Source organism: Paenibacillus sp. MDV22-iso6 (assembly GCF_058408365.1).
The window spans coordinates 238,014-264,983 of sequence record NZ_JBZVDZ010000006.1; the positions used below are offsets into that span (position 1 = coordinate 238,014).

22 protein-coding genes and 2 tRNA genes are annotated in these 26,970 nt (G+C 45.4%); 22 read left to right on the forward strand and 2 right to left on the reverse strand.

Going from position 1 to position 26,970, the window contains the following annotated elements; translation table 11 throughout:
* Positions 1–25: 25 nt before the first annotated feature.
* From AC4PM4_RS18480 to AC4PM4_RS18495, 4 genes are all read left to right on the forward strand, one after another.
* The gene (locus AC4PM4_RS18480; RefSeq protein WP_488731377.1) at positions 26–1,564 is read left to right on the forward strand and encodes an ABC transporter ATP-binding protein; all 1,539 of its coding nucleotides are present in this window, start codon (positions 26–28) and stop codon (positions 1,562–1,564) included.
* Positions 1,557–2,636 carry an ABC transporter permease gene (locus AC4PM4_RS18485; protein ID WP_488731378.1) on the forward strand — a complete coding sequence of 360 codons (1,080 nt, stop codon included), beginning with the start codon at positions 1,557–1,559 and terminating at the stop codon, positions 2,634–2,636. The genes AC4PM4_RS18480 and AC4PM4_RS18485 overlap by 8 nt, the downstream gene beginning before the upstream one ends.
* Positions 2,637–3,599 carry an ABC transporter permease gene (locus AC4PM4_RS18490; RefSeq protein WP_491614257.1) on the forward strand — a complete coding sequence of 321 codons (963 nt, stop codon included), beginning with the start codon at positions 2,637–2,639 and terminating at the stop codon, positions 3,597–3,599.
* Between the two features lie 213 nt (positions 3,600–3,812).
* Entirely contained in the window at positions 3,813–4,187 is a 375-nt protein-coding gene (locus tag AC4PM4_RS18495) for a hypothetical protein (protein WP_175383937.1), read from the forward strand.
* 6 nt (positions 4,188–4,193) lie between these two features.
* Here AC4PM4_RS18495 and AC4PM4_RS18500 read toward each other — a convergent pair whose 3' ends face one another.
* The gene (locus AC4PM4_RS18500; RefSeq protein WP_113051737.1) at positions 4,194–4,637 is read right to left on the reverse strand and encodes a GNAT family N-acetyltransferase; all 444 of its coding nucleotides are present in this window, start codon (positions 4,635–4,637) and stop codon (positions 4,194–4,196) included.
* 373 nt (positions 4,638–5,010) lie between these two features.
* Here AC4PM4_RS18500 and AC4PM4_RS18505 point away from each other — a divergent pair, with 373 nt between their 5' ends.
* From AC4PM4_RS18505 to AC4PM4_RS18530, 6 genes are all read left to right on the forward strand, one after another.
* Positions 5,011–5,160, forward strand: a complete 150-nt coding sequence (locus tag AC4PM4_RS18505) for a hypothetical protein (protein WP_163759509.1) — start codon at positions 5,011–5,013, stop codon at positions 5,158–5,160.
* 78 nt (positions 5,161–5,238) lie between these two features.
* On the forward strand, positions 5,239–6,990 hold the full coding sequence (gene ilvB, locus AC4PM4_RS18510) for a biosynthetic-type acetolactate synthase large subunit (protein ID WP_076289932.1): 1,752 nt from the start codon (positions 5,239–5,241) through the stop codon (positions 6,988–6,990).
* Entirely contained in the window at positions 6,987–7,469 is a 483-nt protein-coding gene (ilvN, locus tag AC4PM4_RS18515) for an acetolactate synthase small subunit (protein ID WP_024628317.1), read from the forward strand. The genes ilvB and ilvN overlap by 4 nt, the downstream gene beginning before the upstream one ends.
* 303 nt (positions 7,470–7,772) lie before the next feature.
* Positions 7,773–8,765 carry a ketol-acid reductoisomerase gene (gene ilvC / locus AC4PM4_RS18520; protein ID WP_053780427.1) on the forward strand — a complete coding sequence of 331 codons (993 nt, stop codon included), beginning with the start codon at positions 7,773–7,775 and terminating at the stop codon, positions 8,763–8,765.
* 123 nt (positions 8,766–8,888) lie between these two features.
* Positions 8,889–10,430 (forward strand): 2-isopropylmalate synthase, encoded by a 1,542-nt coding sequence (locus tag AC4PM4_RS18525; protein WP_488731380.1) that lies wholly within the window; start codon positions 8,889–8,891, stop codon positions 10,428–10,430.
* Positions 10,431–10,820: 390 nt separating this feature from the next.
* Positions 10,821–11,492, forward strand: coding sequence for a hypothetical protein (locus AC4PM4_RS18530; protein ID WP_090808635.1), 672 nt, complete (start codon positions 10,821–10,823; stop codon positions 11,490–11,492).
* A gap of 227 nt (positions 11,493–11,719) precedes the next feature.
* On the opposite strand, the gene AC4PM4_RS18535 is transcribed toward AC4PM4_RS18530, so the two are convergent.
* Positions 11,720–12,700 carry an aldo/keto reductase gene (locus AC4PM4_RS18535; protein ID WP_488731381.1) on the reverse strand — a complete coding sequence of 327 codons (981 nt, stop codon included), beginning with the start codon at positions 12,698–12,700 and terminating at the stop codon, positions 11,720–11,722.
* 231 nt (positions 12,701–12,931) lie between these two features.
* Between AC4PM4_RS18535 and leuB the strand changes: the two genes are divergently transcribed.
* The 12 genes from leuB to abc-f all read left to right on the forward strand — a co-directional run bounded on the left by leuB (position 12,932) and on the right by abc-f (position 26,927).
* A complete protein-coding gene (gene leuB / locus AC4PM4_RS18540) occupies positions 12,932–14,017 on the forward strand; it encodes a 3-isopropylmalate dehydrogenase (protein ID WP_024628321.1) in 1,086 nt (361 codons plus the stop codon).
* Between the two features lie 273 nt (positions 14,018–14,290).
* The gene (locus AC4PM4_RS18545) at positions 14,291–14,830 is read left to right on the forward strand and encodes a peroxiredoxin (protein WP_024628322.1); all 540 of its coding nucleotides are present in this window, start codon (positions 14,291–14,293) and stop codon (positions 14,828–14,830) included.
* Between the two features lie 357 nt (positions 14,831–15,187).
* A complete protein-coding gene (locus AC4PM4_RS18550) occupies positions 15,188–15,604 on the forward strand; it encodes a hypothetical protein (protein ID WP_024628323.1) in 417 nt (138 codons plus the stop codon).
* Between the two features lie 443 nt (positions 15,605–16,047).
* Positions 16,048–17,151: an ATP-binding protein gene (locus AC4PM4_RS18555; protein WP_063564200.1), complete on the forward strand. Its 1,104-nt coding sequence runs from the start codon at positions 16,048–16,050 to the stop codon at positions 17,149–17,151.
* Between the two features lie 127 nt (positions 17,152–17,278).
* On the forward strand, positions 17,279–18,247 hold the full coding sequence (locus tag AC4PM4_RS18560; protein WP_063564201.1) for an AAA family ATPase: 969 nt from the start codon (positions 17,279–17,281) through the stop codon (positions 18,245–18,247).
* Positions 18,248–18,250: 3 nt separating this feature from the next.
* Positions 18,251–19,366 carry a DUF58 domain-containing protein gene (locus AC4PM4_RS18565; protein ID WP_072734049.1) on the forward strand — a complete coding sequence of 372 codons (1,116 nt, stop codon included), beginning with the start codon at positions 18,251–18,253 and terminating at the stop codon, positions 19,364–19,366.
* On the forward strand, positions 19,363–20,679 hold the full coding sequence (locus tag AC4PM4_RS18570; protein WP_072734048.1) for a hypothetical protein: 1,317 nt from the start codon (positions 19,363–19,365) through the stop codon (positions 20,677–20,679). Before AC4PM4_RS18565 ends, AC4PM4_RS18570 begins: the two co-directional genes overlap by 4 nt.
* Before the next feature lie 83 nt (positions 20,680–20,762).
* The gene (locus AC4PM4_RS18575; RefSeq protein WP_063564204.1) at positions 20,763–21,719 is read left to right on the forward strand and encodes an aldolase catalytic domain-containing protein; all 957 of its coding nucleotides are present in this window, start codon (positions 20,763–20,765) and stop codon (positions 21,717–21,719) included.
* 401 nt (positions 21,720–22,120) lie between these two features.
* Positions 22,121–24,247 (forward strand): bifunctional diguanylate cyclase/phosphodiesterase, encoded by a 2,127-nt coding sequence (locus AC4PM4_RS18580; protein ID WP_090808643.1) that lies wholly within the window; start codon positions 22,121–22,123, stop codon positions 24,245–24,247.
* A gap of 142 nt (positions 24,248–24,389) precedes the next feature.
* Positions 24,390–24,463, forward strand: a tRNA-Pro gene (locus AC4PM4_RS18585).
* 9 nt (positions 24,464–24,472) lie between these two features.
* A tRNA-Gly gene (locus tag AC4PM4_RS18590) sits at positions 24,473–24,543 on the forward strand.
* Between the two features lie 491 nt (positions 24,544–25,034).
* Complete coding sequence (abc-f, locus tag AC4PM4_RS18595) at positions 25,035–26,927, forward strand: ribosomal protection-like ABC-F family protein (RefSeq protein WP_488731387.1); 1,893 nt, start codon at positions 25,035–25,037, stop codon at positions 26,925–26,927.
* Positions 26,928–26,970 lie beyond the last annotated feature (43 nt).

Below are 26,970 nucleotides of genomic sequence, written 5' to 3' on the forward strand. Positions count from 1 at the left end.
CTATATCAGGTATAAGGGTGATTACATGGGTGCAGCAACCCCCGTCGTTGAGTTGAAACAAATCACGAAGCGTTTCCCAGGCATTGTTGCCAACGACGCCATCAGCCTTCAGCTTCGTAAAGGCGAGATCCATGCTCTACTGGGCGAAAACGGCGCTGGTAAATCAACGTTGATGAATATTGTCTTTGGTCTCTATCAGCCGGATGAAGGTTCCATTGAAGTGAATGGCAAGCCTGTCATCATCGACAGCCCTAACAAAGCAATCGATCTTGGCATCGGCATGGTGCATCAGCACTTTAAGCTTGTACAGCCGTTCACGGTAACAGAGAACATTATTTTGGGATCTGAACCAAGGAAAGGTCTCAACATTAATTATAAAAAAGCTGCTGCTGAAGTGCAGCGTCTGTCTGAACAGTATGGACTCAAAGTGAATCCGCATGCCAAAATTCATGACATTTCCGTCGGAATGCAGCAACGTGTTGAAATTGTAAAGACGTTGTATCGTGGTGCAGACATTCTTATTTTTGACGAGCCTACTGCTGTATTAACACCTCAGGAAATCAAAGAACTGATGGTAATCATGAAAAAATTGGTGGCCGAAGGCAAGTCCATTATTCTGATTACACACAAACTGAAAGAAATCATGGAAATCTCCGATATGGTGACAATTATTCGCCGTGGTAAAGTGATTGATTCAGTTATAACATCAGAAACGAATCCGAATGAGTTGGCAGAAAAAATGGTTGGTCGAAATGTCACATTTAAAGTGGACAAAAAAACGGCTACACCAGGAAAAAATGTGCTTGAAGTTAGCAAATTGACCGCCAAAAATAAAGAAGGTATCTCGGTTCTGAACGAACTCAACCTGAATGTACGTGCAGGAGAGATCGTAGGAATCGCAGGTGTCGATGGTAATGGTCAGAGCGAACTGATTGAGGCTCTTACCGGACTGCGTAAAGTAGATAGCGGTTCGATTCGCCTTGAGGGTAAAGAACTGTCTAATCATTCTCCGCGCCATATTTCGGAGTCGGGTGTAGCCCATATTCCGGAAGACCGGCACAAGCATGGACTTGTTCTTGATTTTTCTGTGAGTGAAAATATTGTTCTAGAATCATATTATAAAGCTCCTTATACGCGTAAAGGATTCCTTAACTTCGATGCGATCAAGAAGCAAGCGAAACGTCTTGTGGAGGCATTTGATGTGCGTACACCAAGCATTGAAACAAAAGCCCGCTCCTTATCGGGAGGGAACCAACAGAAAGCCATTATCGCACGTGAGGTTGATAAAAATCCTGAACTGCTTATTGCTGCCCAGCCAACTCGTGGTCTGGATGTAGGTGCTATTGAGTTTGTTCAAAAACAATTGATTGCACAACGTGATCAGGGCAAAGCGGTATTGCTGATCTCATTCGAGCTGGATGAAATTATCAACGTATCCGACCGAATTGCCGTCATCTATGAAGGACAGATCGTGGGCGAGGTGCTGCCGGAAGAAACCAATGATAGGGAGCTCGGCTTAATGATGGCGGGCAGCACCCAAAAGAGAGGTACTGTGCATGAATAACGTATTAAAATGGTTTACCCGTGATTCATTTATATTACCTGTTGTAGCCATCATTATGGGTTTGATCCTTGGTGGTATTGTCATGCTGATCGGCGGATACAACCCGATTGAAGCGTACAGTGCATTGTTTACGAAGGTTTTCGGAGACATGTACAATTTTGGTGAAGCTGTTCGGGAAATGACACCACTGATTATGACAGGACTTGCATTTGCATTTGCGGCACGTGCAGGACTGTTTAATATCGGGGGAGAAGGTCAATTCCTCGTCGGTATGACTGCGGCGACTTTTGTAGGCGTGAAGTTTGCAGGTCTGCCAATCTACATTCATGCTCCACTGGCTTTGATTGCTGGTGCGGTATTTGGTGGTTTGTGGGCAGCTATTGCCGGTTACCTGAAAGCAGCGCGTGGGGTTAACGAAGTTATCAGTAGTATCATGCTGAACTGGATTGGTCTGTATCTGGCCAACCTGATCGTTCGGCAATTTCTATTACTTCCAGGCGAGAACCGCTCAGCAGATATTAGTGATTCTGCTTCGATAAGCCTTACTTGGCTCTCCGAATTAATGGGAAACTCACGTGTTCATCTTGGAACTTTAATTGCTTTAGCTATAGCCGTGGTCTTCTATATTTACATGTGGAAAACGAAACAAGGTTATGAAATTCGAGCGGTTGGTCTTAACCCCAATGCGGCTGAGTATGCAGGTATGCATGTCAATCGCAATATCGTAAAAGCCATGTTTATTAGCGGTATGCTTGCAGGTGTTGGAGGGGCTTTTCAGGTGTTGGGGGTATTCCATTACCAAACACTAATGACAGGTTCACCTGGAACTGGATTTGATGGTATAGCCGTTGCACTTATAGGATTAAACCATCCGTTTGGTGTGCTGCTCGGCGCATTGCTGTTTGGTACGCTCACATATGGATCTGCAGGAATGAGCTTTGCTGCGGATGTACCGCCCGAGATTATTCGGATTGTTATCGGTTCGATTATCTTCTTCATTGCGGCACAAGGCATCGTGCGCTGGGTACTTAAACCGTTCTATTCCAAGCGCAAGAAAGAGAAGGTGTTGTAGATGGACTTGTTGACACTTGGGCAAATTATCAATACGACGCTTGTCTTTGCCACGGCATTGATTTTTGCATCCCTGGGTGGGATTTTCTCGGAAAAATCCGGTGTGACCAACCTTGGACTTGAAGGTTTCATGGTATTTGGGGCGTTTGCTGCGGGGATTGCTGCGCATTATGCACAAGAAGCTGGCATGGGTGGAACGACGTCTGCCTGGATGGGGATTTTGTTCGCAGTAGTACTTGGAGTGGTTGTATCGCTAATTCATGCGGTTGCCTCTATTACATTTAAGGCGGACCAAATTATCAGCGGTATTGTAATTAACTTTCTGGCGACAGGAAGTACATTATATTTGGTTAAGTTGTTGTTCGAGGGTGCGGGAGATTCCCCATTGGTACAAGGATTTAATAAGTTCAATGTGCCGGTGCTGGAGAATATACCTTTATTAGGGGAAGCATTCTTCAAAAATGTCTACCCAACAACATATCTGGCTATTCTTTTTGTATTCCTGACGTATTACATCATGTTCAAAACGCCATTCGGGTTACGTCTTCGTTCTGTAGGTGAACATCCGAGTGCGGCAGATACCGTAGGTATTAAAGTTCGTCGTTACCGTTATATTGCTGTTATGATCAGTGGCGCGCTTGCTGCTGTTGGCGGCGCGGCAATTACATTGACTACAACAGGAACGTTCTCGCATAATACGGTTTCTGGTCAAGGTTATATTGCAATTGCAGCGATGATCTTTGGTAAGTGGAATCCGATTGGTGCTTTTGGTGCCGCTGTATTTTTTGGTTTCTCACAAGCCATTCGTAACTACGTACAGATGTTTGAATGGACCCAAAGTATTCCCCAGGAAATTATTTATATGTTGCCTTACTTATTAACACTTATCGTACTTGTAGCAGCTGTCGGACGTTCTTCTGCTCCGTCTGCACTCGGTGAAGCGTACGACCCTGGGAAAAGGTAACGACAGAATTATGATTTCCCGCATAATGCTTTACTAGAAAAGGTTCGCCTCGTGCGAACCTTTTTTTGTTTCACAAAGAAAAATATCAGATTACTAGTTTTTTAAACTGTTATAGAGAAAGGCACCCATATTTTCATTTAGGGACAAAGAAACAGGCGAAGCCGGCTCTGGACGAATACACTGTTTTGAACGATCCGAGGAGGAGGGGAAAGTATGAAACAACATGTTACGCGTGATGCAGCGATGAAATTAATAGGCAAAAATATTGTCGCGATCAAAAAAGACGGTACTCGGGTAACCGGAAGACTGTTGAAAGTATCGGGTAATAAATTGGTGCTGAAACGTCACGTTGGCAAAAAAGTACACACTAAAGCTATTTTGCCATTGGTATTATTTGATTTACTCGCCATCGCTACGCTTCCTTATGCTTACGGCCCTGGCCCTGGATTCGGTTTTGGTCCAGGTGGTGGTCCGGGATATGGCCCAGGGCCAAAACCAGGACCGGGGTATGGACCGGGATTTGGTGGTGGATATGGCCCAGGGCCAGGATATGGACCCTATGGACCACGGCCACCGGGCTTTTTCTAAACAGATTTATAATGTTTTTTCTAACTCGTAACAGCGGCTTAACATAATGTATCGAATGGTGCTATATCCATTTTTCTGGTAAAATCGAAGACCTTTGGTATTGCCTTCGTCCACCATCACTTTGGATCTTTTGCAACCACGAGATGCCGCAAAATTTTCCGCTTTGAGCAGCAAGGTCTGACCGTATTTCTTTCGCTGTTCTTTTGTGGCAACAGCCATCATATCCACATACAGCAGTTCACCGTGCATGAGAAAATGGATGAATGCGACGGCTTCGTTGTCAGGATTCGATGAGACAACAAAGGTCATGCCCCTGTTCATTCGCAGGGGTATTTCTTTGCGTATTTTATTGATTTCACTTTCACTCATATGAGATAGAGGAACAAGTTGAGAGTCAATCAGCCTCATTATGGCGGCATCATCCAGCTTGGATTTACGTTGCCGAATCACCATCGGAAGCCTCCTTTCAGGACCAGTCGTGCTGCTCGTATATCCTATGCCTGAGGCAAGTTGAAAGGTGACTGAATGAAGCGTTGGGATTGGGGTAACGTTAAAGATGGAGAGTGAAGGATTAAGGACGTTCTGAATTTTTATACAAAAGGGGTATTGACTTATCGGTTGGAGGAATCATATAATGTTCCTAACATTTAACGAGAATATTTCATCGGCTATGAAGAGGACGAAGTTTTAAGGGCTCTTTTGCTCAGAGAGTGGCTGGAATTGCTGAAACCACCACCATTACCCCTTATATACGAGCTCACCTCGGAGCTGTTTTCCTGAAAAGCATTGGATGTCACTCCATTGGGTTATTAGGGAAAATCGTATGTCTGCGTTACAGACAACAGGTATGGAGAACGGGTATATCCGTTTGATCTATCGTTTTTTGTACCTGGTAAGGTCCGTTATTGCGAAATTTCGGACAAAGTTGGGTGGTACCACGGAAGCAACAACCTTTCGTCCCTCGCAAGCATAAACTTGTTTGCAGGGATGGAAGGTTTTTTTTGTAACTTTAAATGTCAGAATGATGTAAATTCCGAGAGGAGGATGACTGATGGGAGCTCAAATTCCAGAAGTACGATCGACAGATGAATTACGTGAAAAATGGATGAAGCCGGAGGTCATTAGCGGTTCCGAAATTCTGCTGAGAAGCTTGTTGCTGGAAGGTGTAGAGTGTGTTTTTGGTTACCCGGGCGGCGCAGTGTTGTACATTTACGATGCGATGTATGGTTTCGAGGATTTCAAGCACGTGTTAACTCGTCACGAACAAGGCGCTATTCATGCAGCTGACGGATATGCACGGGCGAGCGGAAAAGTGGGTGTCTGTATCGCTACCTCCGGACCTGGAGCAACGAATCTAGTTACGGGTATTGCAACAGCGTATATGGATTCCGTACCACTCGTAGTCATTACGGGGAATGTAATTTCCAGCCTGATCGGCTCAGATGCTTTCCAGGAAGCGGACATTACCGGAATCACAATGCCAATCACCAAACATAGTTACCTGGTAAAAGACGTAGAAGATCTGCCACGTGTCATTCATGAGGCGTTCCATATTGCGAATACTGGTCGTAAAGGTCCCGTATTGATCGACATTCCGAAGGATGTATCGGCAAACAAAACGTTGTTTGAACCCGTCACTGAACCTGTTATATTGAGAGGGTACAACCCACGGACAGTACCGAACAAACTTCAGGTTGATCGTCTGGCTCAGGCGATTCAGGAAGCAGAACGTCCGATGATTCTGGCAGGCGGCGGTGTAGTTTACTCCGGTGGACACGAAGCGCTGTTCGAATTTGTGGAGAAGACAGGCATTCCAATCACGACAACACTTCTCGGACTTGGAGCATTCCCAAGTGGGCACGAATTGTGGACCGGGATGCCGGGTATGCACGGAACATACACTTCCAATCAGGCGATACAAAAATCGGATTTGCTCATCAACATCGGCGCACGCTTCGATGACAGGGTAACAGGCAAGCTGGATGGATTCGCTCCACATGCCAAAATTGTGCACATTGATATTGATCCGGCTGAAATCGGCAAAAACATCGCAACCGACATTCCAATCGTTGGTGATGTGAAAACGGTTCTCGAAATAGCGAACAAAGAGGTTCAACGTGCTGAACGTGCGGATGCTTGGAGAGATCAGATCAAACAATGGAAACAAGAGAAACCTTACAGCTACACAGATTCAGATGAAGTATTAAAACCGCAATGGGTTGTGGAAATGCTCAATGATACAACCAAAGGCGAAGCAATCGTGACTACGGACGTTGGACAGCATCAAATGTGGGCTGCTCAGTATTACAAATTCAACCAACCACGTTCATGGGTAACCTCTGGTGGACTGGGAACGATGGGTTTTGGATTCCCTTCTGCAATCGGCGCTCAAATGGCCAATCCAGACAGACTCGTTATTTCCATCAACGGTGATGGCGGAATGCAGATGTGTTCTCAAGAACTCGCAATCTGTGCCATTAACAATATCCCGGTGAAAATTGTTATTATCAACAATCAGGTCCTTGGAATGGTACGTCAGTGGCAAGAGATCATCTATGAGAACCGTTACAGTCATATCGATCTGGCAGGCAGCCCTGATTTTGTAAAACTTGCTGAAGCTTATGGCGTAAAAGGATTGCGTGCAACCAACAAGGAAGAAGCCGAGCGTGCTTGGCAAGAAGCCCTGGATACACCAGGACCGGTCGTTGTTGAATTCGTAGTACGCAAGGAAGAAAACGTATATCCAATGGTTCCGCAAGGAGCGACAATCGATCAAATGCTGATGGGGGATGCTGAGGAATGATAAGACATACGATTTCGATATTGGTCAACGATCAGCCTGGCGTCCTGCAGCGGGTATCAGGGTTGTTCGGTCGACGGGGATTCAACATTGAGAGCATCACGGTAGGTCAGTCCGAGGAACCGGGTTTGTCCCGGATGGTCATTGTGACGATCGGTGATGACAAAACGTTGGAACAGATTGAAAAGCAACTCTACAAAATCATCGATGTCATCAAAGTGGTTGATTTCAGTCTGAAACCGATGGTTGCCCGTGAACTTGCATTGATCAAGGTAAAGGCAGAGCCATCTGAACGACCAGAAATTCTGGGTGTGGTGGAGACATTCCGCGCATCTGTTGTAGATGTTGGTCCAGGCAGCCTGATTGTACAGGTGGTCGGGGATACAGATAAAATTGATGCGATGATTGAACTGCTTAAGCCATACGGCATTCGCGAACTGTCACGTACAGGCATAACTGCATTGGTACGAGGCAACGTTTAAGCAATTATATTGAGAAAAAAAGCATGGTCTGATGCTTATCGACGGAACGACAATGATGTGTTAGCAGCATTAAGCTGAGAAATACCGTTCATCTTAGATGAGGTGCCAGTCCCGTACAAGTTGCAATTTAACATTTTAGTGATGTAACGCTTGACTATATAGCCACACACCCGCATTAATGGGCGGGTGTCTGAACGGATCGGATCAGACCAGAGACGCTAAAGCAGGAAAAGCGTGCCGGTCCCTTGAGACACCCGCTCATTAATGAAGGGTTCTTTACAATACAAAGGAGGACTTATAAACATGCCAGTAACTACTTATTATGAACAGGATGCAGAGCTTAACGTATTGAAAGGAAAAACGATTGCGGTCATCGGTTACGGTAGCCAGGGCCATGCCCAAGCTCAAAACCTGCGTGACAGTGGATTGAACGTAGTCATCGGACTTCGTGAAGGTAAATCTTTTGACACTGCAAAAAATGACGGATTTGAAGTTCTGTCCCCGGCTGAAGCTACTAGCCGTGCAGACGTAGTTCAAATTTTGCTGCCTGACGAAACACAAGCTTCTGTATACAAAAACGAAATCGAACCAAACCTGAAAAAAGGCGCTGCATTGCTCTTCTCCCACGGTTTCAATGTTCATTTCGGTCAAATCGTTGCTCCAAAAGACAGCGATGTATTGCTGGTAGCTCCTAAGTCCCCTGGTCACATGGTACGTCGTACCTACGTGGAAGGATTCGGTGTACCGGGCCTGATCGCAATTGAGCAAGATGCAACAGGTAAAGCAAAAGATATCGGTTTGGCTTATGCTAAAGGTATCGGTTGCACGCGTGCAGGGGTTATCGAAACTTCCTTCCGTGAAGAAACAGAAACAGACCTGTTCGGTGAGCAAGCTGTTCTGTGTGGCGGTGTAAGCGCCCTGGTAAAAGCTGGATTTGAAACATTGACAGAAGCGGGTTACGCTCCTGAAATGGCATACTTCGAGTGTCTGCACGAATTGAAATTGATCGTTGACCTGATGTATGAAGGTGGACTTGCAAGCATGCGTGATTCCATCAGTAACACAGCTGAGTACGGTGACTATGTAACTGGACCTCGCGTAGTAACTGAAGATACGAAGAAAGCAATGAAAGAAGTTCTGACAGATATCCAACAAGGTAAATTTGCACGTGACTTCATCCTGGAAAACCAATCCGGTCGTGCATTCCTGACAGCAACTCGTCGCAATGAAGCTGAACACCCAATCGAAGTGGTTGGCGGACAATTGCGTGAGATGATGCACTGGATCAAGAAGTAAGCATTCGTTTTAAGGTAATCTAGTAAACTTACAGCTTCAACCGGGAATAGCGGCCGTGCATATGCGTGTGCCGCTATTACTGGTTTAGAGGAACATAAAATACAAGTCTAGGAGGTGCGAGGCGTGCGTAAAATCTATGTATTTGACACAACGCTGCGTGATGGAGAACAATCCCCGGGGGTCAATCTGAATACTCGTGAAAAGGTGGAAATTGCGCACCAGCTCGAGCGGCTTGGTATTGACCGGATGGAAGCCGGTTTCCCCGCGGCCTCTCCAGGCGATTTGGCGGCAGTTAATGCAGTAGCCAAAGCGGTCAAAAACGTTACCGTCATTGGCTTGTCCCGCTCCAGAGAGCAGGATATCGATGCGGTGAAAGAGGCATTGAAGGGCGCTCAAGACCCGTGTATCCATATCTTTTTGGCAACTTCACCTATTCACCGTCAGCATAAATTGCGGATGGACAGAGCTCAGGTTCTCGATACAGCTCGTTCCGCAATTCGTTATGCGAAGAGAACTTTTTCGAAGCTTGAATTCTCGTTGGAGGACGCAGGTCGTACCGAGTATGATTTCCTCGTTGAGATGGTAAATATGGCAGTGGAAGAAGGGGCAGCTGTTGTAAATATCCCGGATACGGTGGGCTATCTGAGCCCATATGAGTACGGTAATATTTTCAAACATCTTAAGGAAAACGTACACAACATTGATAAAGTGCAGCTGAGTGCACACTGTCATAATGATCTGGGGATGGCAACTGCCAACACGCTTGCAGCCATCCTGAATGGAGCCGATCAAATTGAGGGCACCATTAACGGCATTGGTGAACGTGCAGGTAATACCGCGATTGAAGAGATTGCCATGGCACTGGAGACACGTCAGGAATTTTTCCAGGCGAGAACTTCGCTGCAACTTTCTGAAATTGCTCGGACCAGCCGCCTCGTGAGTCGTTTGACGGGTATGGTTGTGCCTGGAAATAAAGCGATTGTTGGTGCGAATGCGTTTGCACACGAATCCGGAATTCACCAAGATGGCATGCTGAAAGAGAAAACAACATACGAAATTATGACGCCAGAGACCATCGGTCTGAAGGAAAGTAAGCTCGTACTGGGTAAACACTCGGGACGTCATGCCTTCCGTGAGCGCTTGATTGAGTTGGGTTATGAACTGGAAGATGAAGCATTGAACCGTGCTTTTGCCCAATTCAAAGATCTGGCTGATAAGAAAAAAGAAGTGACAGATGAGGATTTGCTGGCGGTCATCGAAGAGAAATTGCAGGATGCACCTGAGGTGTTTAAACTGGAATCCATCTTTGTGACGTATGGTGATGAATCTACTCCAACGGCTAAAGTTCGTATTGCTACACTTGATGGTGATACGGTGGAACAACAAGCAGAAGGAAATGGATCAGTAGATGCGATCTATAATGCCATTGACCAAGTGAGCGGAGAAGAAGTAACGTTATCCGATTACTCGATCAAATCTGTTACGCATGGTAAGGATGCACTGGGTGAGGTACACGTCGTACTTACTCAAAATCAGATTTCTGTACAAGGACGTGGCGTAAGTACCGATATACTGGGTGCCAGTGCACGTGCTTATGTGGATGGATTGAACAAGTTGATTGAGAAACGCAAGACATATACGAATCGTGTTAATGTAAATCTCTAATTTATCGAAAAATTCAAAATGAGTCTCAAGTACTGTTTTTAAAAGAATATTTTTGTGCGAAGGTGATTATGTTCAGATAAACTAAAACTGAATGTAATCACCTTTTTTTGCTGAAAATAATTAAAATTGTATAATTCTTAATTAAGGTTCTCGAAGCTTTAATACAGGCGATAAAAAGCATTTGAGAAAATGAAAAACAGTATAAAATTACCAGCAGGTTTCCTAGTGAGATTTTTTTTTGTGTTTTAAAATATAAATAGGACATTAGCCTTATGCACTTTTTGTTTTGAGTGTAAGTAAAAACATGTTATAAACTTTACATAATTTCTCAGTTGGTTTATAGTGAAGTCGTGATGAACAATCCCCAAAAAAATGAAGGAGTGATATTTAATGGGCAAATTGTACAAAACTGTTCTGTCTCTGGTGTTATCCTTTTCGTTTTTAGTAAGTGTTCAACCTAATTCGGCGGAAGCTTCGTCAAATAGTCTGCAAACCGAAAGCGTTAAAATGTTATTAACGACTATCGATATCCCTGTTGCGGAAGATCAAGAGCTTGTAAGACATGAAGAAGCAAATTCAGTCAAAGTTGAAGTTATTGACAAAAACACAGGCGAAGTTGCTGAAGTTTACAGTGAGAGTTTAGAAGCTAACTTACAAGCAAAAGCTCTAGGTTTAGCTAGCTCTAACATTCTCTCAACTTCTAAAACAAGAACGGATGGACCTGTTCAGACTCAATTATTAGTTAAAATGGTTGTATCAGGATCAGGAAGCTTTGCCCAAATAAATAGCATTGCTAGTCAAACGATGTCAATTATTAATTCGAATGGTTTTACACTGGAAGATAAAGATGTAGTTGCTATCCCGGTAAATAACACATTCCCGACTTACAAAATCGAAGCTAGTGGTAGTGGAGTATTAACATACTCGAGTACTAACGGCACCAGTTCTGGAATTAGCTTTGACATTTTGAAAGCTGCTAGTTTTAATATGAGTGGATCAAGTTCTTCTACTTGGTATGCTAGAAAGCCAATTAGCATGAACCTCACATATTCTGTTCAATAAATGTTAAACCGTGTTTAACTGAAATAAAAAAACAAGCACCCAATCCGGGTGCTTGTTTTTTGGCAGTTATAAGCCTAGCAGGTGCTTCCTTTCAGGATGGGCTGGCGAAGCTTACCCATAGCGAAGAGCATATGAAGGAAACATAAAACTAAAGCTTTCCCCTTCCTACTGGGAAGCGAACTAATCATTATGATAAAAATTCTATATGTCCATGCTAATTGCTAAAACTACCAAGCATAAGCGTTTGGAGCTTGTCCTCCCGGACCTGGGAAGATTTCATCCAAACGTTTGAGGACCGCTTCTTCCAAAGGTACATCCAAACATTTAAGCGCAGTTTCAAACTGCTCCAGCGTACGAGGCCCAATAATGGGTGCGGTAACTGCTGGATTGGCGGCAACCCAAGCCAAAGCTATGGTATCCTGTGGTTCGCCGAGTTCGCGGCAAAGTGCTGCGAATTGTTCCAACTGAGTTTGATGGGATTCAATCCGTTCAGCAATGCCTCCACTGCGTGTACCTTTCAGCTTCTGGAGGGCATTGCGTCCAAGTAAACCACCATCAAGCGGACTCCATGGAATAACGCCAAGGCCCAGTTCTTTCGCTGCGGGCAGCACTTCGAGCTCAGGCAAACGGCAGTTAAGACTGTATTTATGCTGCTCGGATACAAGACCGAGGAAATGGCGATTTTTGGCCTCGCTTTGGGCAACAGCAATCTGCCAACCAGCAAAGTTACTTGAACCTACATAACCAATTTTGCCTTGATGAACAGCGTTCTCAAACGCGCCCCAAAGCTCGTCCCACGAGATGGCGGGATCAACATGGTGCATTTGGTACAATTCAACATGATCGGTTTGCAGGCGGCGGAGGGAACCTTCCAGATGCCGTCTGATTTTGTAAGCGGAGAGACCTGCATCGTTGTTTGGACCGTCTGTATCGTCGTGCATAGAGCCATAGACTTTGGTCGCAAGTACAACTTTTTCACGTCTGCCGCCGCCCTGTTTAAACCAGCGCCCAATGATTTCTTCGGTGAGACCCGAATTTTCGCCCCAGCCGTAAATGTTAGCGGTATCAAAAAAGTTCACACCAGCATCGAGTGCCGCATCCATGATACGGAATGCCTCTTTTTCGTCTGTAGCAGGACCAAAGTTCATCGTGCCGAGACAGATCCGGCTGACTTTAAGACCTGATTTTCCCAAGTACGTGTATCGCATGATTGCAATCCCTCCTGAGTTACCTGAATTTGTCTTCAGGCTTTATTTTAACTCAGTCAGAGGTACAGAACAACCAATCTTAAACCACTTATAGGTAAAAACTATTAAAGTCATAGATTGTATATCTTGGTCAAATGACCTCTGAATATGATACAAAGGAGAGAGTTAAAAATGACACGTTAATTATTGAAGTGAATAACCGAATGAATGGATATAAGGAGTGGACAACCCATGGCAGACGTGAAAAAAATTGCAGTTATCGCAGGTGACGGAATTGGTCCTGAAGTTGTAGCAGAGGCAGAGAAAGTTCTCAAACGTACGGAGGAAGTGTTCGGATACCGTTTTGAGACAGAGCATGCGCTGTTTGGTGGAATCGCTATTGATGAGAAAGGTACGCCGCTTCCTGAAGAAACACTGACAGTATGTAAGAGTGCAGATGCTGTGCTGCTCGGAGCCGTTGGTGGTCCAAAATGGGACAACAACAGCAAGGAATTGCGTCCGGAAACAGGCTTGCTCGGCATTCGCAAAGCGCTCGGATTGTTCTCAAATCTGCGTCCGGCAGTGGTATTTGATTGCTTGAAGGATGCTTCCACCTTGAAACCGGAAGTGCTGGAAGGTACGGATCTGATGGTCGTGCGTGAGTTGACCGGGGGAATCTACTTTGGTGAAAAGTTCAGACGTGAAGGTGCACAAGGCGAAGAAGCAGTGGATACATGCGTATATAATGTAACTGAAGTGGAGCGCATCGTTCGTCAGGCTTTTGTAATTGCCCAAGGACGTAGCAAAAGATTGGCTTCGGTAGATAAAGCTAACGTGCTGGAAACTTCCCGTCTTTGGAGAGAAGTCGTTAACCGTGTAGCACCGGAATATCCGGATGTTGAAGTGGAACATGTGCTTGTAGACAACTGTGCAATGCAGTTGCTGCGTCGTCCATCCAGCTTTGACGTTATTGTGACTGAAAATATGTTCGGAGATATCCTTAGTGATGAAGCAGCGATGCTGACAGGTTCGATCGGCATGCTGGCATCTGCATCGCTGGGTGAAGGCAGCTTTGGTCTGTATGAGCCAGTACACGGTTCAGCACCAGATATCGCAGGTCAAGGACTGGCGAACCCGATCGCAACGATCCTTTCGCTGGCATTGATGTTCCGTACAACCTTTGGTTATGCAGAAGGTGCTGATGCAATTGAAGCAGCTGTGTCTGATGTACTAAATGCGGGACATCGTACAAGCGATATCGCTGTAGACAAGAGCAAAGCGATCAGCACGACGGAAATGGGCGATCTGATTGTCGCGGCAATTCAGAAACAGGCTTAATAATAGTAAGAACAGTACAGCCCTTTGCTCCGATCCGGAATTGCAGAGGGCTGTATCTTTATGATTTTTGCCACGAAAAATCCTTATTTATAATTATTATAATAAAACAACGATTATAATCTTGACTTTGAGAAGTCCGGATGATAACATTTTACTTGTACTTGTTATCAAGTAACAAACCCATTTTAATTACAGGAAAAGCGTTCTCGTTTTTCTTGATGATGAGCATTCAATGTGAGTGCTTACATAATCCCAAAGGAGGAATTGTTAGTTATGGCAGAACGTTTGGTTGGTAGACCCGCACCGGATTTTGCAATGGAAACAGTATCGGGAGATGGACAAGACTTTGGTTCCGTAAAACTGTCCGATTATCGTGGCAAATGGCTCGTATTTTTCTTTTATCCTTTGGATTTCACTTTTGTGTGCCCAACTGAAATTACAGCTTTGAGTGATGCTGCTGAGCAATTCAAAGCTTTGGATACTGAAGTTCTTGGCGTGAGCGTTGACTCCGTACACAGCCACAAAGCTTGGATCAACACACCTAAAGACAGCAATGGTCTTGGTCAATTGAACTTCCCACTTGCTTCCGACATCACGAAACAAGTTGCTAAAGATTATGGCATTCTGATCGAAGAAGAAGGCGTTGCACTGCGCGGCTTGTTCATCATCGATCCAGAAGGCGAATTGAAATACCAAGTCGTTAACCACAATGATGTAGGCCGTAGTGTTGAAGAAACACTTCGTGTACTGCAAGCTCTGCAATCCGGTGGATTGTGTGCAATGAACTGGAAACCAGGCGACAACAACCTGTAAGCCTGATTGAACTTGAACGTTTATTGTTCAAGCCCTCATCCCTCATGGGATTGAGGGCTTTTTGCACCCTTTTGCGAGAATATAAAGCCTAAAGGAAGAAAAGTGTTTAAACAGGGACGTAAACGTGGTAATGATGTAATAGAAGAAAGCCTTCATTTTATCTCTGGAAAGAGGAATCGAAGGGCCTTAAGGCGAATAGGGTATGGAAACCCGGTAAATATTCCGGTGCTCTGCATTTATAATTTGTACATGAATGTGATACACTGATGGAACTATTCCTTTTTCGGAAGTGCTTGAAGTGTACGGGACTGCTATCCATTAAAAAGTCTCGGCACGTTATAAGGAGGGTGAACAAAAATGAGTTACTGTTGTGGGGCAAGTATGGTGGGAACAAAGGGCACGCTGAAGCATTACCGCACCCAGGTTCATAATGTTCCCCTGCTGTTTTGTCCGGTGTGTCACCGGGTAGAAGTGCATTATAAAGTGGAAAATGAATATGAAATTTTGGCTGAATATGCGCATGGAGATGGTGCGTCGGAGATTGATTTTCAAGATTACGTGACGGAAGACGAAGATGCGATTTTTGAAAATTGCGTGAATCGTGAAAGCGAGGATGCTATGGTCATTGTGCAGCGTCAGATCGACATGTCTCTGGATCTACTTCGTCTTGCCAAGGAAATGAAGGATGAGAAGTGGGAAAGTGAACTTAAGCGTCGCTTAGCCGTCATGAGTCAGCGCAGACTCAAAATTCAGCATAACAAGAGTGGACTATAGATTGAATTTAATTATTTAAAATTTAAACTATACAAACGGAGCTTATTCGCTAATCGAGCGAATAAGCTTCGTTTTTGTTGTATATAGAAACTAATTCACGGTTTTTCTTAAAATAATTTCCATTCGACACTTTCTCCGATTGACTCCCTTCTATAAACTTGTCTATGATAAAAACAGACTTGCAAAAGAGGCGGAGCAAAAAATGTTCGTGTTTGGGAATAGGAGAAGGTTAGAATGGAACAGACGTATAATGTTTTCCGGATCGACTCTTGGTTACCCGGAATAGACCAGCTTGGGTTCCGGACATGCCATCCATATTTTCGGCTCAGCCCCCTAATGAAAGGGCACCGGTAATGAAAAATAAAATCGGCCCTTCCTGTTTCTGTGATGATATGATGTCCGAATGGCAAGTTTATCATTTACGTGAAAAGGAGGAACCTGACATGATTAGTGAATTTCAGGATACAGTGCCTCGACCAACGAATGGATTCCCGCCTGTACATCTGGATAACAACAAGTATGAGAATGTCCTGGAACATCTGGATAGCGGTATAATGTTGTTTGACAGTAACGGTGTATTGACGTTTATTAACGTTCAAATGGCAAAATTGTTGGAGCTTCCTAGGAGTCTATTGAGCGGCTGCACCCTGATGCAAATGCTGCATCATCCACAGATGAGCCGATTCAAGAAAAAGAAAATTTTACGCATCTATCGGGAAACTATCTTTCATCGTAAGCGCTATCATGAATTGATTGACGAGTATGGCAGGCATTGGCTGGTTACAGTAACGTACGGGGATCAGATGGATGGGGACTTCCTCTTCAGTGTGAAGGATGTTTCCGATTATAAACAGATTGAGCAGACCGCTTATCAGAATGACAAACTTGCAATGTTGGGGCGGATTTCGGCATCGATTGCCCATGAGATTCGCAATCCTTTGACGGCTATCCGGGGATTTATCCAGTTGCTTCGTCCTCATTTGTTGCAATTGGGGAAAGACGAGTACGCTCGAATCATTCTAACGGAGATTGACAGGGCGAACGACATTATCTACGAATTTCTGAATTCCTCGAAACCGTCAGCTCCTCAGAAGACCATTATTTCTGTTAACTCTTTGCTCAAAGAGGTGGTCTTGCTGACAGAAAGCGAAGGATTGATGAAGGGGTGCGAGATCACCCTGGATGAAGCAGAAGTCCCGTTAAATGTGTCCATTGATGTCAAACAGATTAAGCAGGTAATTTTGAATATGGTTAAAAACGCAATGGATGCCATCGAGGATGTGGGCGAAGAGCATACTGGCTTGATTCAGATCTCTACGGGAACCGAGAACAAGTATGTGCAGATATCCATTGCTGATAATGGACAGGGAATGGACCACAACACCCTTGTGCGCCTGTTTGACCCGTTTTTCACCACCAAGGAGAGCGGAACAGGGCTGGGACTTTCCGTGAGTTACCGCATTATCAAAAATCACGGAGGCAATATTTCTGTGGATAGCAAAAAAGGGGAAGGCACCCGGTTCATCATTATGCTTCCCTTGGTGTAGAGGCAAGAGTTATGAAAACAGGAATTGGCCTACCCGCCGATTCCTGTTGTTTTTTGTTGGGACGATTAGGGTTATAGTTAGAATGAATGCGAATACATAGCTCAATTTACGGGAGGAAGAACCAATTATGAATATCCAGGGAATGGAACAAATGAACAAACAGCTAATGGACCATGTAGGGAAGATCATTGTGGGAAAAGACCATACGATTGAGCTTGTAATGACAGCCATCATTGCCTCAGGGCATGTTCTGTTGGAGGACGTACCCGGTACGGGGAAAACCATGTTGGCCAAATCTGTAGCCTCTTCACTGGATTGTACCTTCCAGCGTATTCAGTTCACACCGGATCTGTTGCCATCCGATTTGACAGGTATTCATTTTTTCAACCAAAAAGAAGGTGACTTTGAATTCAGACCTGGCCCCCTGTTTGCCAACTTGGTGCTGGCAGATGAGATTAACCGGGCTACACCGCGTACCCAATCCAGTTTGCTGGAGTGTATGGAGGAACGGCAGATCAGTATTGATGGTTCAACCAGACAGCTGGAACGACCATTTATCGTCATTGCCACACAAAACCCGGTAGATAACCAGGGAACTTTTCCATTACCCGAGGCACAGATGGATCGTTTCATGATGAAGATCCGAATGGGCTATCCAAGCAGTGAAGAAAGTGTAGAAATTCTGAGACGTACGGTAGCGAGCCTTTCTGTTGCCGATCTGTCCGCTATCATTAGTCGCGAGCAGCTGCTTGAGGCACAGAGCACTTATACATCGGTCCAAATCGACGAAGATCTATTACGATATATTATCCGTCTGACAGAAGCGACTAGGCAGCATCCCGAGCTTTCACTGGGCGTAAGCCCACGAGGAGCTCAGGCGTTGCTCAAGGCAAGTCAGGCCTGGGCTGCTTTACATGGCAGAGACTTCGTTCTCCCTGATGATATTAAATTATTGGCGGAGCCCGTGTTAGCCCATCGGCTTGTATTCCGTAACCGTGTGAGACAACAAGAGGGCTTGGCGGAGCGTATTATTCAGGAACTTCTGAGCCAGATTGAAGTGCCGACGGAGAATCTTGCTACAGGCAGCGGGCGATAACATATGGCATTACTATGGCTTGTCGTTGTTGGAGGCATTGTTATTGGAGTACACGGCATATGGTTCGGCCGTCCGGCTTTACGCAAGCTGAAGTATACCAGACAGTTCAGCAAAATGCGTTGTTACGCCGGGGATGAGCTGGAGATGGTTGAGACGATTGCGAATGAAAAACGAATATCGGTTCCATGGCTCAGACTTGAAGCTATGATGCCAGTTTCATTTGTATTCCGTTCCGGCTCAGGCATGGATATCAGTCAGGGAGATATTTATCAGAATCATAAAAGTATCTTTACTTTGAAACCGTTTACCCGTATTACGCGCAAGCATCCTTTTGTATGCAGTAGACGTGGGATCTACACGTTAAACACCGTAACCATGACCGGAGGGGACTTGTTCGGCCTTTGGCGTACCTCGAAGCCTATTCCCGTTCATCTGTCCATGGTCGTCTATCCTTCACTTGTTCATGCGGAGGATCTGCCTGCGATTTATCAGGTATGGCAGGGTGAGGTTGAAGTATCCCGTTGGATTGTTGAAGATCCCTTTCTGATTCTCGGGGTACGACCGTATGGTGCGGGTGATCCGATGAACCGTATTCATTGGAAAGCGAGTGCACGCACAGGAGAATTGCAGGTTTATAAGCAGGGATGGACTGCGGACCCTCAATCCTGGATTGTGGTTAACATTCAGGAGTCAGCAGACATGTGGAGTGTCGTTACCCGCCCCGAGATGATCGAACGGGCACTCCGTTATGCGGCAACAGCCGCGGTAGATGCGATTGGAAGAGGGTTACCCGCAGGATTTGCTCATAATGGCTACCGTGTAAGTGGAGGGCGTGATCCATTACGGATTGAGCCAGATTACGGCAGTCCTCATCTGGAAATGTTACTGGAAGCTATGGCAGAGACGGAGCTGAAATGCATGGTTCCCATGGAGCAGTTCCTGAGTGATGAGGTCGAACGGAATGAAGAGGCTCAGCAGGTTCGCAGTTATCTCTTAATTACGTCCTATGTATCTCCAGCTATGGAACATGAAATTGCGCGTTTGCATGAGCAAGGCCACCGTGTGACCGTACTCCCCGTAGAGGGCGGGAAAAGCGATTCCAAGGCGGTGAGTGCATGAATGAGTCCAACAGCAACAATACCAAGGAAAAAGTACTTTTATCCTTGTCGGCCGTTCTGTTGATTGGAGTATATTTCTATCCGCTATTAACGCTTACTTCTCTCTATGCAACGGGACATTTTCCATACACATTAATGGCTATCTTTGTTATTGCTGGCTGGTTAGGTCAGTGGGTACAACACAGGTTACCAACCATCAGTGAAAAAAACACGTTTATTCGATGGGGTGCAGCGTTGCTTATGGGGCTGTTGGTCTCATTGGTTATCGCACTAGTGTGGGCTTTTCCTTTACCTGATTTGCTGACGGCAGTGGTATGGGGTATTATTTCAGCCTATATTGGGTTGAATTTTCAACCTGTCTTCCGTTCGATTTTGATTTGGCGCTTGCAGATTTGGGGTGTAGTCAGTGCAATTGTGCTTAGTGGGGCGGCCAATGGAATTGAATTCATGCAACCTCTTCGGGCTTACACCGGAACCATATATGCAGCGGGATTAATCAGTTTTGTTGGCTGGTTGGTAGGCCAATACAGTGTGCAGCTGGATCGGGCGATATTAAATGATGGCTCAAAAAGGATCGTGTTACGTAAGTTTGCCCGGGCGAATCATCAGCGTCTGTTATGGATGCTGATTGTGATCGCAGGAATTGGTGCTTTTCCCAGTCTTGTTGCCTGGCTAGGACCACTGCGTGACCGTCTGCTTGCTTGGATCAGAGGTTTAATAGGTTCGAGTTCCAATCAGGAGCCACCTATTACGCCTACAGCTCCAAATGAACCGCCAATGATACCTGAAGGGATGGAACCGGCAGGGGAGCCCTCTGTTTTCTGGGATATCCTGGGTTGGGTAGTCATGGGGGCTGTCGCAGTTGTGATCTTGTGGCTTATCCTACGTTTGGGACAGAAGGCGATAAACAAACTTATGGAGCGTTTCAAAGGGCTACTGCAGCCCGGTCAGAAGAAGGTAGAACCCCGGACGGAGTATGTGGACATTAGCGAAACGTTAGAGGTGCCTGCAAAAACGCGCAAATCCTGGTTCCGCAAGAAGGAGTCGCTGCCCTCACAGGAAGCTGAACGTGTTCGATATTATTATCGAAAGTGGATTGACAGAGCTGCACATCGGGGCGTGCATATACAGGGTGCACATACGCCACTGGAGGCTGCGGAGACGATTGTTCAGCATGGGGCCAGAGAAGATGATCAGAAGCTCTCTGCAATGCTACCAGATACCTATAACGTTGTGCGCTATGGGAAGAAATCTCCAGACGATTCCGAGATGAGTGAGATTGATCGGATATGGAAATCTTATCGAAGTAAATAAGTCGGGAATCCCTTTACTTTTCTTGTTACGTTCAAGTATCATGAGAGGAATACACAAGTTGGTCAGAAAAGGAGCAGACATTAATGAAGACAAATCATTGCAAAATAGTAGATTGTACAATCCGTGATGGCGGATTGGTAAATAACTGGGACTTTAGCGTGGACTTTGTTCAACAGCTCTATGCTGGATTGAATGAAGCGGGCGTTGATTATATGGAAATTGGATACAAAAACTCACCTAAGCTCTTGAAAGGTGCAGAAGAAGCAGGACCATGGCGTTTTCTGAATGATGATTTCCTGCGCAAAGTAATTCCGCAAAAAGGCAATACCAAATTGTCTGCACTCGTTGACGTTGGACGTGTGGACGAAAATGACATTCTGCCGCGCAGCGAAAGCATGCTGGATCTGATCCGTGTAGCTTGTTACAGCAAAGATGTAGACAAGGCACTTGCTCTGGTTCAAACATTCCACGATCGTGGATATGAAACAACGCTGAACATTATGGCATTGTCTAATGTTATGGAAAATGAACTGCTGGAAGCTTTTGAACTGATCAAGGAAAGTTCTGTGGATGTTGTATACATAGTAGACTCCTATGGAAGCCTGGATCATAACGATGTGAAATATCTGGTGGAGAAGTTCAAAACTCATCTGCCGAACAAACGTCTTGGCGTTCACACACACAATAACATGCAACTGGCGTTCTCGAACTCGTTGGTAGCAGCTGAGCTTGGCGTTGAACTGCTGGATGCTTCCGTATACGGTATGGGACGTGCTGCAGGAAACTGTCCTACTGAACTGCTCGTTGCTCATTTGAAAGGCACAAAATACAACCTGCGTCCAGTACTGGGTGTATTGGAGCAATTGATGGTCCCTCTCCGTGAAAAAGAAGAGTGGGGTTACATTTTGCCTTATATGATTACAGGTACATTGGACGAGCATCCTCGCTCGGCGATGGCACTGCGTTCGTCGGAAGACAAAGACAAGGTTGTTGATTTCTATGATAAATTGACAACACCAGAAGTGAATTTTGACAAATAAGCTTGTTGCATAATTCTTGAGATTGACTTCAAGTCAACAAGAGATGGATCTAATACGACTATAACTTTAGCGCATTAGCGTTTTAAGTCGAATGATGCATATGTGGCGAAAATTAGTCTAAAATACAGTTGCAAATCAAAAAAACATGGACTCCAATGAGGAGTTCATGTTTTTTTAGTTCTTATTGCCTTGTTTTTCTACATATCTATGAATAAATATTCCTAGGAGTGCTTATTTTTTTGTTCACGTCTGCGGAAATAAATGTTATTATGTACCAGATAGCATGTATTCGCATGTGAATTGAACGTTGGTAGATGTAAAAATGTCGAATATTGTAACAATGTAAATTTATATCGTTAAAGTTATTTCAGGATAGGTGATCCCGGGAAGGAAAACACGGCATGAAGGCTAATCAGCAAGATCAGAGAAAAATAGGTTGGGTCGCGATAGGCGGCTTATTGTGTTTCCTCGCAAGTCAATGGTTTCGTTCCTCTGCAAGCTCTGATCTGATCATATCGGGTTACCCGGTTTTGACACTCTTGGGTGGCTTCGCTGCAGCAGCGGCCTGTATCGGCATTTATAATCAAAGCTGGTTATTTCAGACTCAAAGACTGACCCTCCGAAGGGTCCTTATGACTACACTGTTTTTATTAATTGGTTTATTTGAACTGGTTCACATCGTTTCTTTTGCCGAAGAAATGCCGAATGGCGCAATGGTGGAATCAGAATTCTCGCTGAAGATGATGTCGCTGGGATCTCTTGTTTGTGCGGCAGGTTTGCTGTTCATATATGCAGTTAGCGAGAGGGAAATTGCGTTACCACGCAAATTTTTACTCTTCAGCGGAACACTCGGCATTTTTGTTGTTTTGTATACAGTGGCTATTCAGGAATGGGCTGTACTGCCGAACTTGCTGGTGGGCAATGTACTTGGAGGCATGTTTACCCGAATTCATTTTCTGATCGGAATCCTGTATGGCGTGACTGCTGTTGTGTTATTCGTTCAATGGAAAAAAGGTAAAGATGGTGATCTGCCTACCATCCTTTGTGCAATCCTCTGTTTCTTCTTTGGAGAATGTTACTTTGTCTCTGCTACGAAGATTAATGATCTCAATCTGTTGCTAGGTCTGTTAAGCGATTGTTTGGGTTATTTCTTCATCCAGAAGGGACTGTATTCGTCTGTGGTGGATACGCCTTTCCTCAAACAACAGGTGGCTGAAGCTAAAATGAACTTTATTGCTCACCATGATGATGTGACAGGGCTGCCGAATCGCCGTCGTCTTTCTCAGCGACTGAAAGTGATGATGAATGCAGCTATGGTAGAGGAGCAGCTTGTTGGAGTCTTGGTATTGAATATTAATCGGTTCAAAACGATTAATGATTCGTTGGGGCAACAAGCGGCAAACCGTGTACTTCGTCAGGTTGGACAGCGTTTGAATCATTCTTCGCTCCCGGGAGAGGAAGTGTTCGGACTGGGAAGAGATGAATTCGTACTGACAATGACAGACTTCTGCACAACAGATACGGCGTTGCGACGGACTAGATCGATCTTGCAACTGTTCGAAAAACCTGTAACGGTGGATGGGAACGAGTACCATCTCACGTTGGGTATTGGTATGGCGATATTTCCGCATGACGGAGACTCACCGGAAGAGATCATCCAAAATGCGGATACAGCGCTGCATAATGCCAAAGAGCAGGGAATAGAGCTAAACCGATATGCTCATGCGATGCAGATGAAAGCCCAAGAACGTTTGCAGCTTGAGAATGATTTGCGCAAAGCGTTGGATCGAGGGCAGTTCTATCTTGTGTATCAGCCGCAGGTTAATCTAGCTAGTGGTTTGATTGTGGGTATGGAGGCTTTGGTACGTTGGCAGCATCCGCTGAGAGGGTCAGTATCCCCTGGGGAATTTATTCCTCTTGCGGAGGAGAGTGGGCTGATCGTGCCACTTGGAGAATGGGTATTGCGTGAGGCCTGTGCACAGAACAAGCGCTGGCAAGAAGCAGGTTACCGCAAGCTGTGTGTATCGGTTAACCTGTCCATGAGACAATTCAGACATTCCCATCTGCTGGACAACATCAGCGGCATTCTCAAGGAAACAGGCTTGGAACCTGTTTGGCTTGAGCTCGAGATTACGGAGAGCATGACGTTTGACAAGGATCGTGCGTTTGAGCAGTTGCGCAAAATCAAGGAAATTGGTGTGCACATCAGTATTGATGATTTTGGTACCGGGTACAGTTCACTGCACTATTTGAAAGATTTGCCGATTGACCGCCTCAAGATTGACCGTTCCTTTGTCAATGAAGTGATGGAGGACAGCAATAACGCGGCAATTGTGTCGACCATTACGTCGATGGCTCATCACCTGCAGTTGAAAGTGACAGCTGAGGGCGTTGAAAATGAGGACCAGCTTTCATTTCTTCGTGATCAGCATTGTCATGAGGCTCAAGGGTACTTTTTCAGCAAACCCATTGTGGCAGCCGATTTTGAAAAAAAATTTTTGAGAGATGTGGATAAACCCACGGGGTAAGGATAGACAGGGGCGTGGACACGCTTCTGTCTTGTTTTGTTTCGAAAGATTAGGGGAGAAATGGTAAAAAGAAGTTGCAAGCATTGGATGATCATGGTATATTAATTTTGTAAAATTCATGTTAATGTTCCTCGGAACTTGACGGGACGTAGCTCAGCTTGGTAGAGCACCTGGTTTGGGACCAGGGGGTCGCATGTTCAAATCGTGTCATCCCGATTTTTATATGCGGGTGTAGTTCAATGGTAGAACTTTAGCCTTCCAAGCTAATAGCGTGGGTTCGATTCCCATCACCCGCTTAACTAATGCAACACCTGAAATCCTTGTGAAAACAAGGGTTTTTTCTTTTTCTAGAAGTTAGTTAGTGTATTTTAAGTCATGTTTGAATGGAGAATATCACTGACTCCAAATTCAAAACCTTTGCTTTTTCCCCATCATCTGGTACAATAACGGAGAAATCGATACTACACATGAATGAGAGGTAACCATACGTCCCATGAAGTAAAACACATGAATTGAACCCCAGTAACTGCAGAGAGTTTATGACGCAGTCAGCCAAAAAGCGGCTGAGCAATGAGGGGATTCGTGTGTCCAAATTCAGCTATGGGATCAGGTATGGAAACAGGCAGGCTGTTCTGGCTTTGCTTGTGTGTACCCTTTTAAGGGTTCTTTGTTCATACCGTGGGGTATCTTATGCTTGTTTTTTGACGCTTTATCCAATCCTGAATTGCCTACCGCCGGCTGATGCCAGCGGTTTTTTTATTTTGAATTGCAGGAAGGATGAGGCCTCATGATGACATTGGTACGCCTACATGAAGTATCGAAAGAGTGGAACGGGAATGAGTTGTTTGCAGGATTAAATCTTGAAATAAATGAAGGTGAGCGGCTAGCCATTCTAGGTCGCAACGGCTGTGGCAAGACCACCTTATTAAGCATCATTCTTGGAGAAGAAGAAGGTGGCGGACGCATCGAACGTCACATTCCGCAGCAGGAGTGGGGTTTCATGCGCCAGCGCTCATTGATCAAGCCTGAGATGAATGTGCTTGATGCTGTCCGGCAGGAAAGTGGACGGATTTACGAAGTAAAGCGTGACCTGGAAATACTGGAACAACGGATGAGCAACAGTGGAGCGGCAGATGAGCAGCGGCTGCTCGAAGCTTATACGATAGCGATGGAGCAATATGAGCAATTGAACGGGTATATGTGGGAGACTGAGGTAGAGAAGGTACTGACTCGTCTGGGGTTATCGTCGGAACATTGGAATCGGCCGTATCATTCTTTGAGTGGTGGGCAAAAAACGAAGGCCCGTCTCGCAGGATTATTGGTCAGTAAACCCAAATTTCTGATTTTGGATGAACCGACGAATCATCTGGATGAAGAGAGCATGCGCTGGCTTGAAGAATGGCTTTCGGCCTATGCTGGAACATTGTTGTTTGTTTCTCATGACCGGACCTTTATTGATCAGGTCGCAACGGGTGTCATTGAGTTTAGTCCGGATGCACTGGCCAAATATAAAGGTGGTTACACTGATTACAAAGGCCATAAGAAACGCGAATTACGTGAGCAGGAAGCAACCTATCGCAAGCAGGAGCTGGAACGGAAAGCGCTAGAAGAGACGATTCGCAATTATCAGCAGTGGTTTCATCAGGCTCATAATTCAGCAAGCGATGTGGAAGTGAAAATAACTCAGAGCTTTTACAAAGCGAAAGCCAACAAGAACATTTCCCGCTACCATGCCAAGCAAAAGCAACTGGAGCGCCTGGAGAAGGAACGCGTGGATAAACCCCGCGAAGCTGCAAAATTGAACATGGAGCTGCAGGTGAACACGCTGGCTGCCCGCCAACTCCTTGCACTGGAAGACGTTAGCTTTGCTTATCCGGGGAGCCCGACATTGCTTCACAATCTCCGGATTGCAGTCGAACGTGGAGATCGTCTTGCCGTACGTGGTCCGAATGGCACAGGCAAGACGACACTGCTCAAACTGATGATTGGAGATCTGGAACCATCCCAGGGCAAAGTGACACGTCATCCACAACTGAAGATCGGTTATTTTTCGCAAGAGCTTGAGGGGTTACCGGAAAGAGAGACACTTCTGGACTGTTTGCTCAGTCTTCCATCCATGACACAAAGTGCTGCACGTACCATTCTCGGATGCTTTTTATTCTCAAGAGATGATGTGTTCAAGCGTATTGGGGATTTGAGTATGGGAGAGAAGTGCAGAGTTGCATTCCTGCGGTTGTACTTCGGGGGATCTAATGTACTGGTGTTAGATGAACCGACCAATTATCTGGATATTGACACACAGGAAGTGATGGAGAATATATTGAAGCAGGCATCCGGAGCACTGGTACTCGTATCCCATGACCGTATGTTGACCAAAGTACTCGCCAGCCGCTTGCTTGATTTAGAACCCGGTGGGAAGGCTACACTGTATGAAGGCGGAGTGGTGGACTGGGAGCAATCCATCAAACTGCGAGAGTCTGCCCTTGAGGTTCGGGAGTCAGATGATGAACGGCTGCGGCTTGAAATGCGTTTATCCGAATTGTTATCTCCCATGAACAGTGGGGGCAATGATGTGTTGACTAAGCCTGATGATGTAATTGAACGGGCGGCTGAAGTTGCCGAGGTTCGCGAAATTCAGCGTCGTTTAAAACAGTTGCACGAGCTGCGAAAACAGAAGTAATCGATTGACGAAGCTTATGCCGTTTTACTTTTTGGCTTAACGT

What these genes read in the sequence shown, in the direction of transcription:
- AC4PM4_RS18560 (WP_063564201.1), top strand. Translation starts at nt 17,279, where the DNA reads ATGAATATCCAGGGAATGGAACAAATGAACAAACAGCTAATGGACCAT.
- AC4PM4_RS18495 (WP_175383937.1), top strand. Translation starts at nt 3,813, where the DNA reads ATGAAACAACATGTTACGCGTGATGCAGCGATGAAATTAATAGGCAAA.
- abc-f (WP_488731387.1), top strand. Translation starts at nt 25,035, where the DNA reads ATGATGACATTGGTACGCCTACATGAAGTATCGAAAGAGTGGAACGGG.
- AC4PM4_RS18555 (WP_063564200.1), top strand. Translation starts at nt 16,048, where the DNA reads ATGATTAGTGAATTTCAGGATACAGTGCCTCGACCAACGAATGGATTC.
- AC4PM4_RS18570 (WP_072734048.1), top strand. Translation starts at nt 19,363, where the DNA reads ATGAATGAGTCCAACAGCAACAATACCAAGGAAAAAGTACTTTTATCC.
- ilvN (WP_024628317.1), top strand. Translation starts at nt 6,987, where the DNA reads ATGATAAGACATACGATTTCGATATTGGTCAACGATCAGCCTGGCGTC.
- AC4PM4_RS18530 (WP_090808635.1), top strand. Translation starts at nt 10,821, where the DNA reads ATGGGCAAATTGTACAAAACTGTTCTGTCTCTGGTGTTATCCTTTTCG.
- AC4PM4_RS18545 (WP_024628322.1), top strand. Translation starts at nt 14,291, where the DNA reads ATGGCAGAACGTTTGGTTGGTAGACCCGCACCGGATTTTGCAATGGAA.
- AC4PM4_RS18535 (WP_488731381.1), bottom strand. Translation starts at nt 12,700, where the DNA reads ATGCGATACACGTACTTGGGAAAATCAGGTCTTAAAGTCAGCCGGATC.
- AC4PM4_RS18575 (WP_063564204.1), top strand. Translation starts at nt 20,763, where the DNA reads ATGAAGACAAATCATTGCAAAATAGTAGATTGTACAATCCGTGATGGC.
- AC4PM4_RS18565 (WP_072734049.1), top strand. Translation starts at nt 18,251, where the DNA reads ATGGCATTACTATGGCTTGTCGTTGTTGGAGGCATTGTTATTGGAGTA.
- ilvB (WP_076289932.1), top strand. Translation starts at nt 5,239, where the DNA reads ATGGGAGCTCAAATTCCAGAAGTACGATCGACAGATGAATTACGTGAA.
- AC4PM4_RS18505 (WP_163759509.1), top strand. Translation starts at nt 5,011, where the DNA reads ATGTCTGCGTTACAGACAACAGGTATGGAGAACGGGTATATCCGTTTG.
- leuB (WP_024628321.1), top strand. Translation starts at nt 12,932, where the DNA reads ATGGCAGACGTGAAAAAAATTGCAGTTATCGCAGGTGACGGAATTGGT.
- ilvC (WP_053780427.1), top strand. Translation starts at nt 7,773, where the DNA reads ATGCCAGTAACTACTTATTATGAACAGGATGCAGAGCTTAACGTATTG.
- AC4PM4_RS18490 (WP_491614257.1), top strand. Translation starts at nt 2,637, where the DNA reads ATGGACTTGTTGACACTTGGGCAAATTATCAATACGACGCTTGTCTTT.
- AC4PM4_RS18580 (WP_090808643.1), top strand. Translation starts at nt 22,121, where the DNA reads ATGAAGGCTAATCAGCAAGATCAGAGAAAAATAGGTTGGGTCGCGATA.
- AC4PM4_RS18480 (WP_488731377.1), top strand. Translation starts at nt 26, where the DNA reads ATGGGTGCAGCAACCCCCGTCGTTGAGTTGAAACAAATCACGAAGCGT.
- AC4PM4_RS18485 (WP_488731378.1), top strand. Translation starts at nt 1,557, where the DNA reads ATGAATAACGTATTAAAATGGTTTACCCGTGATTCATTTATATTACCT.
- AC4PM4_RS18550 (WP_024628323.1), top strand. Translation starts at nt 15,188, where the DNA reads ATGAGTTACTGTTGTGGGGCAAGTATGGTGGGAACAAAGGGCACGCTG.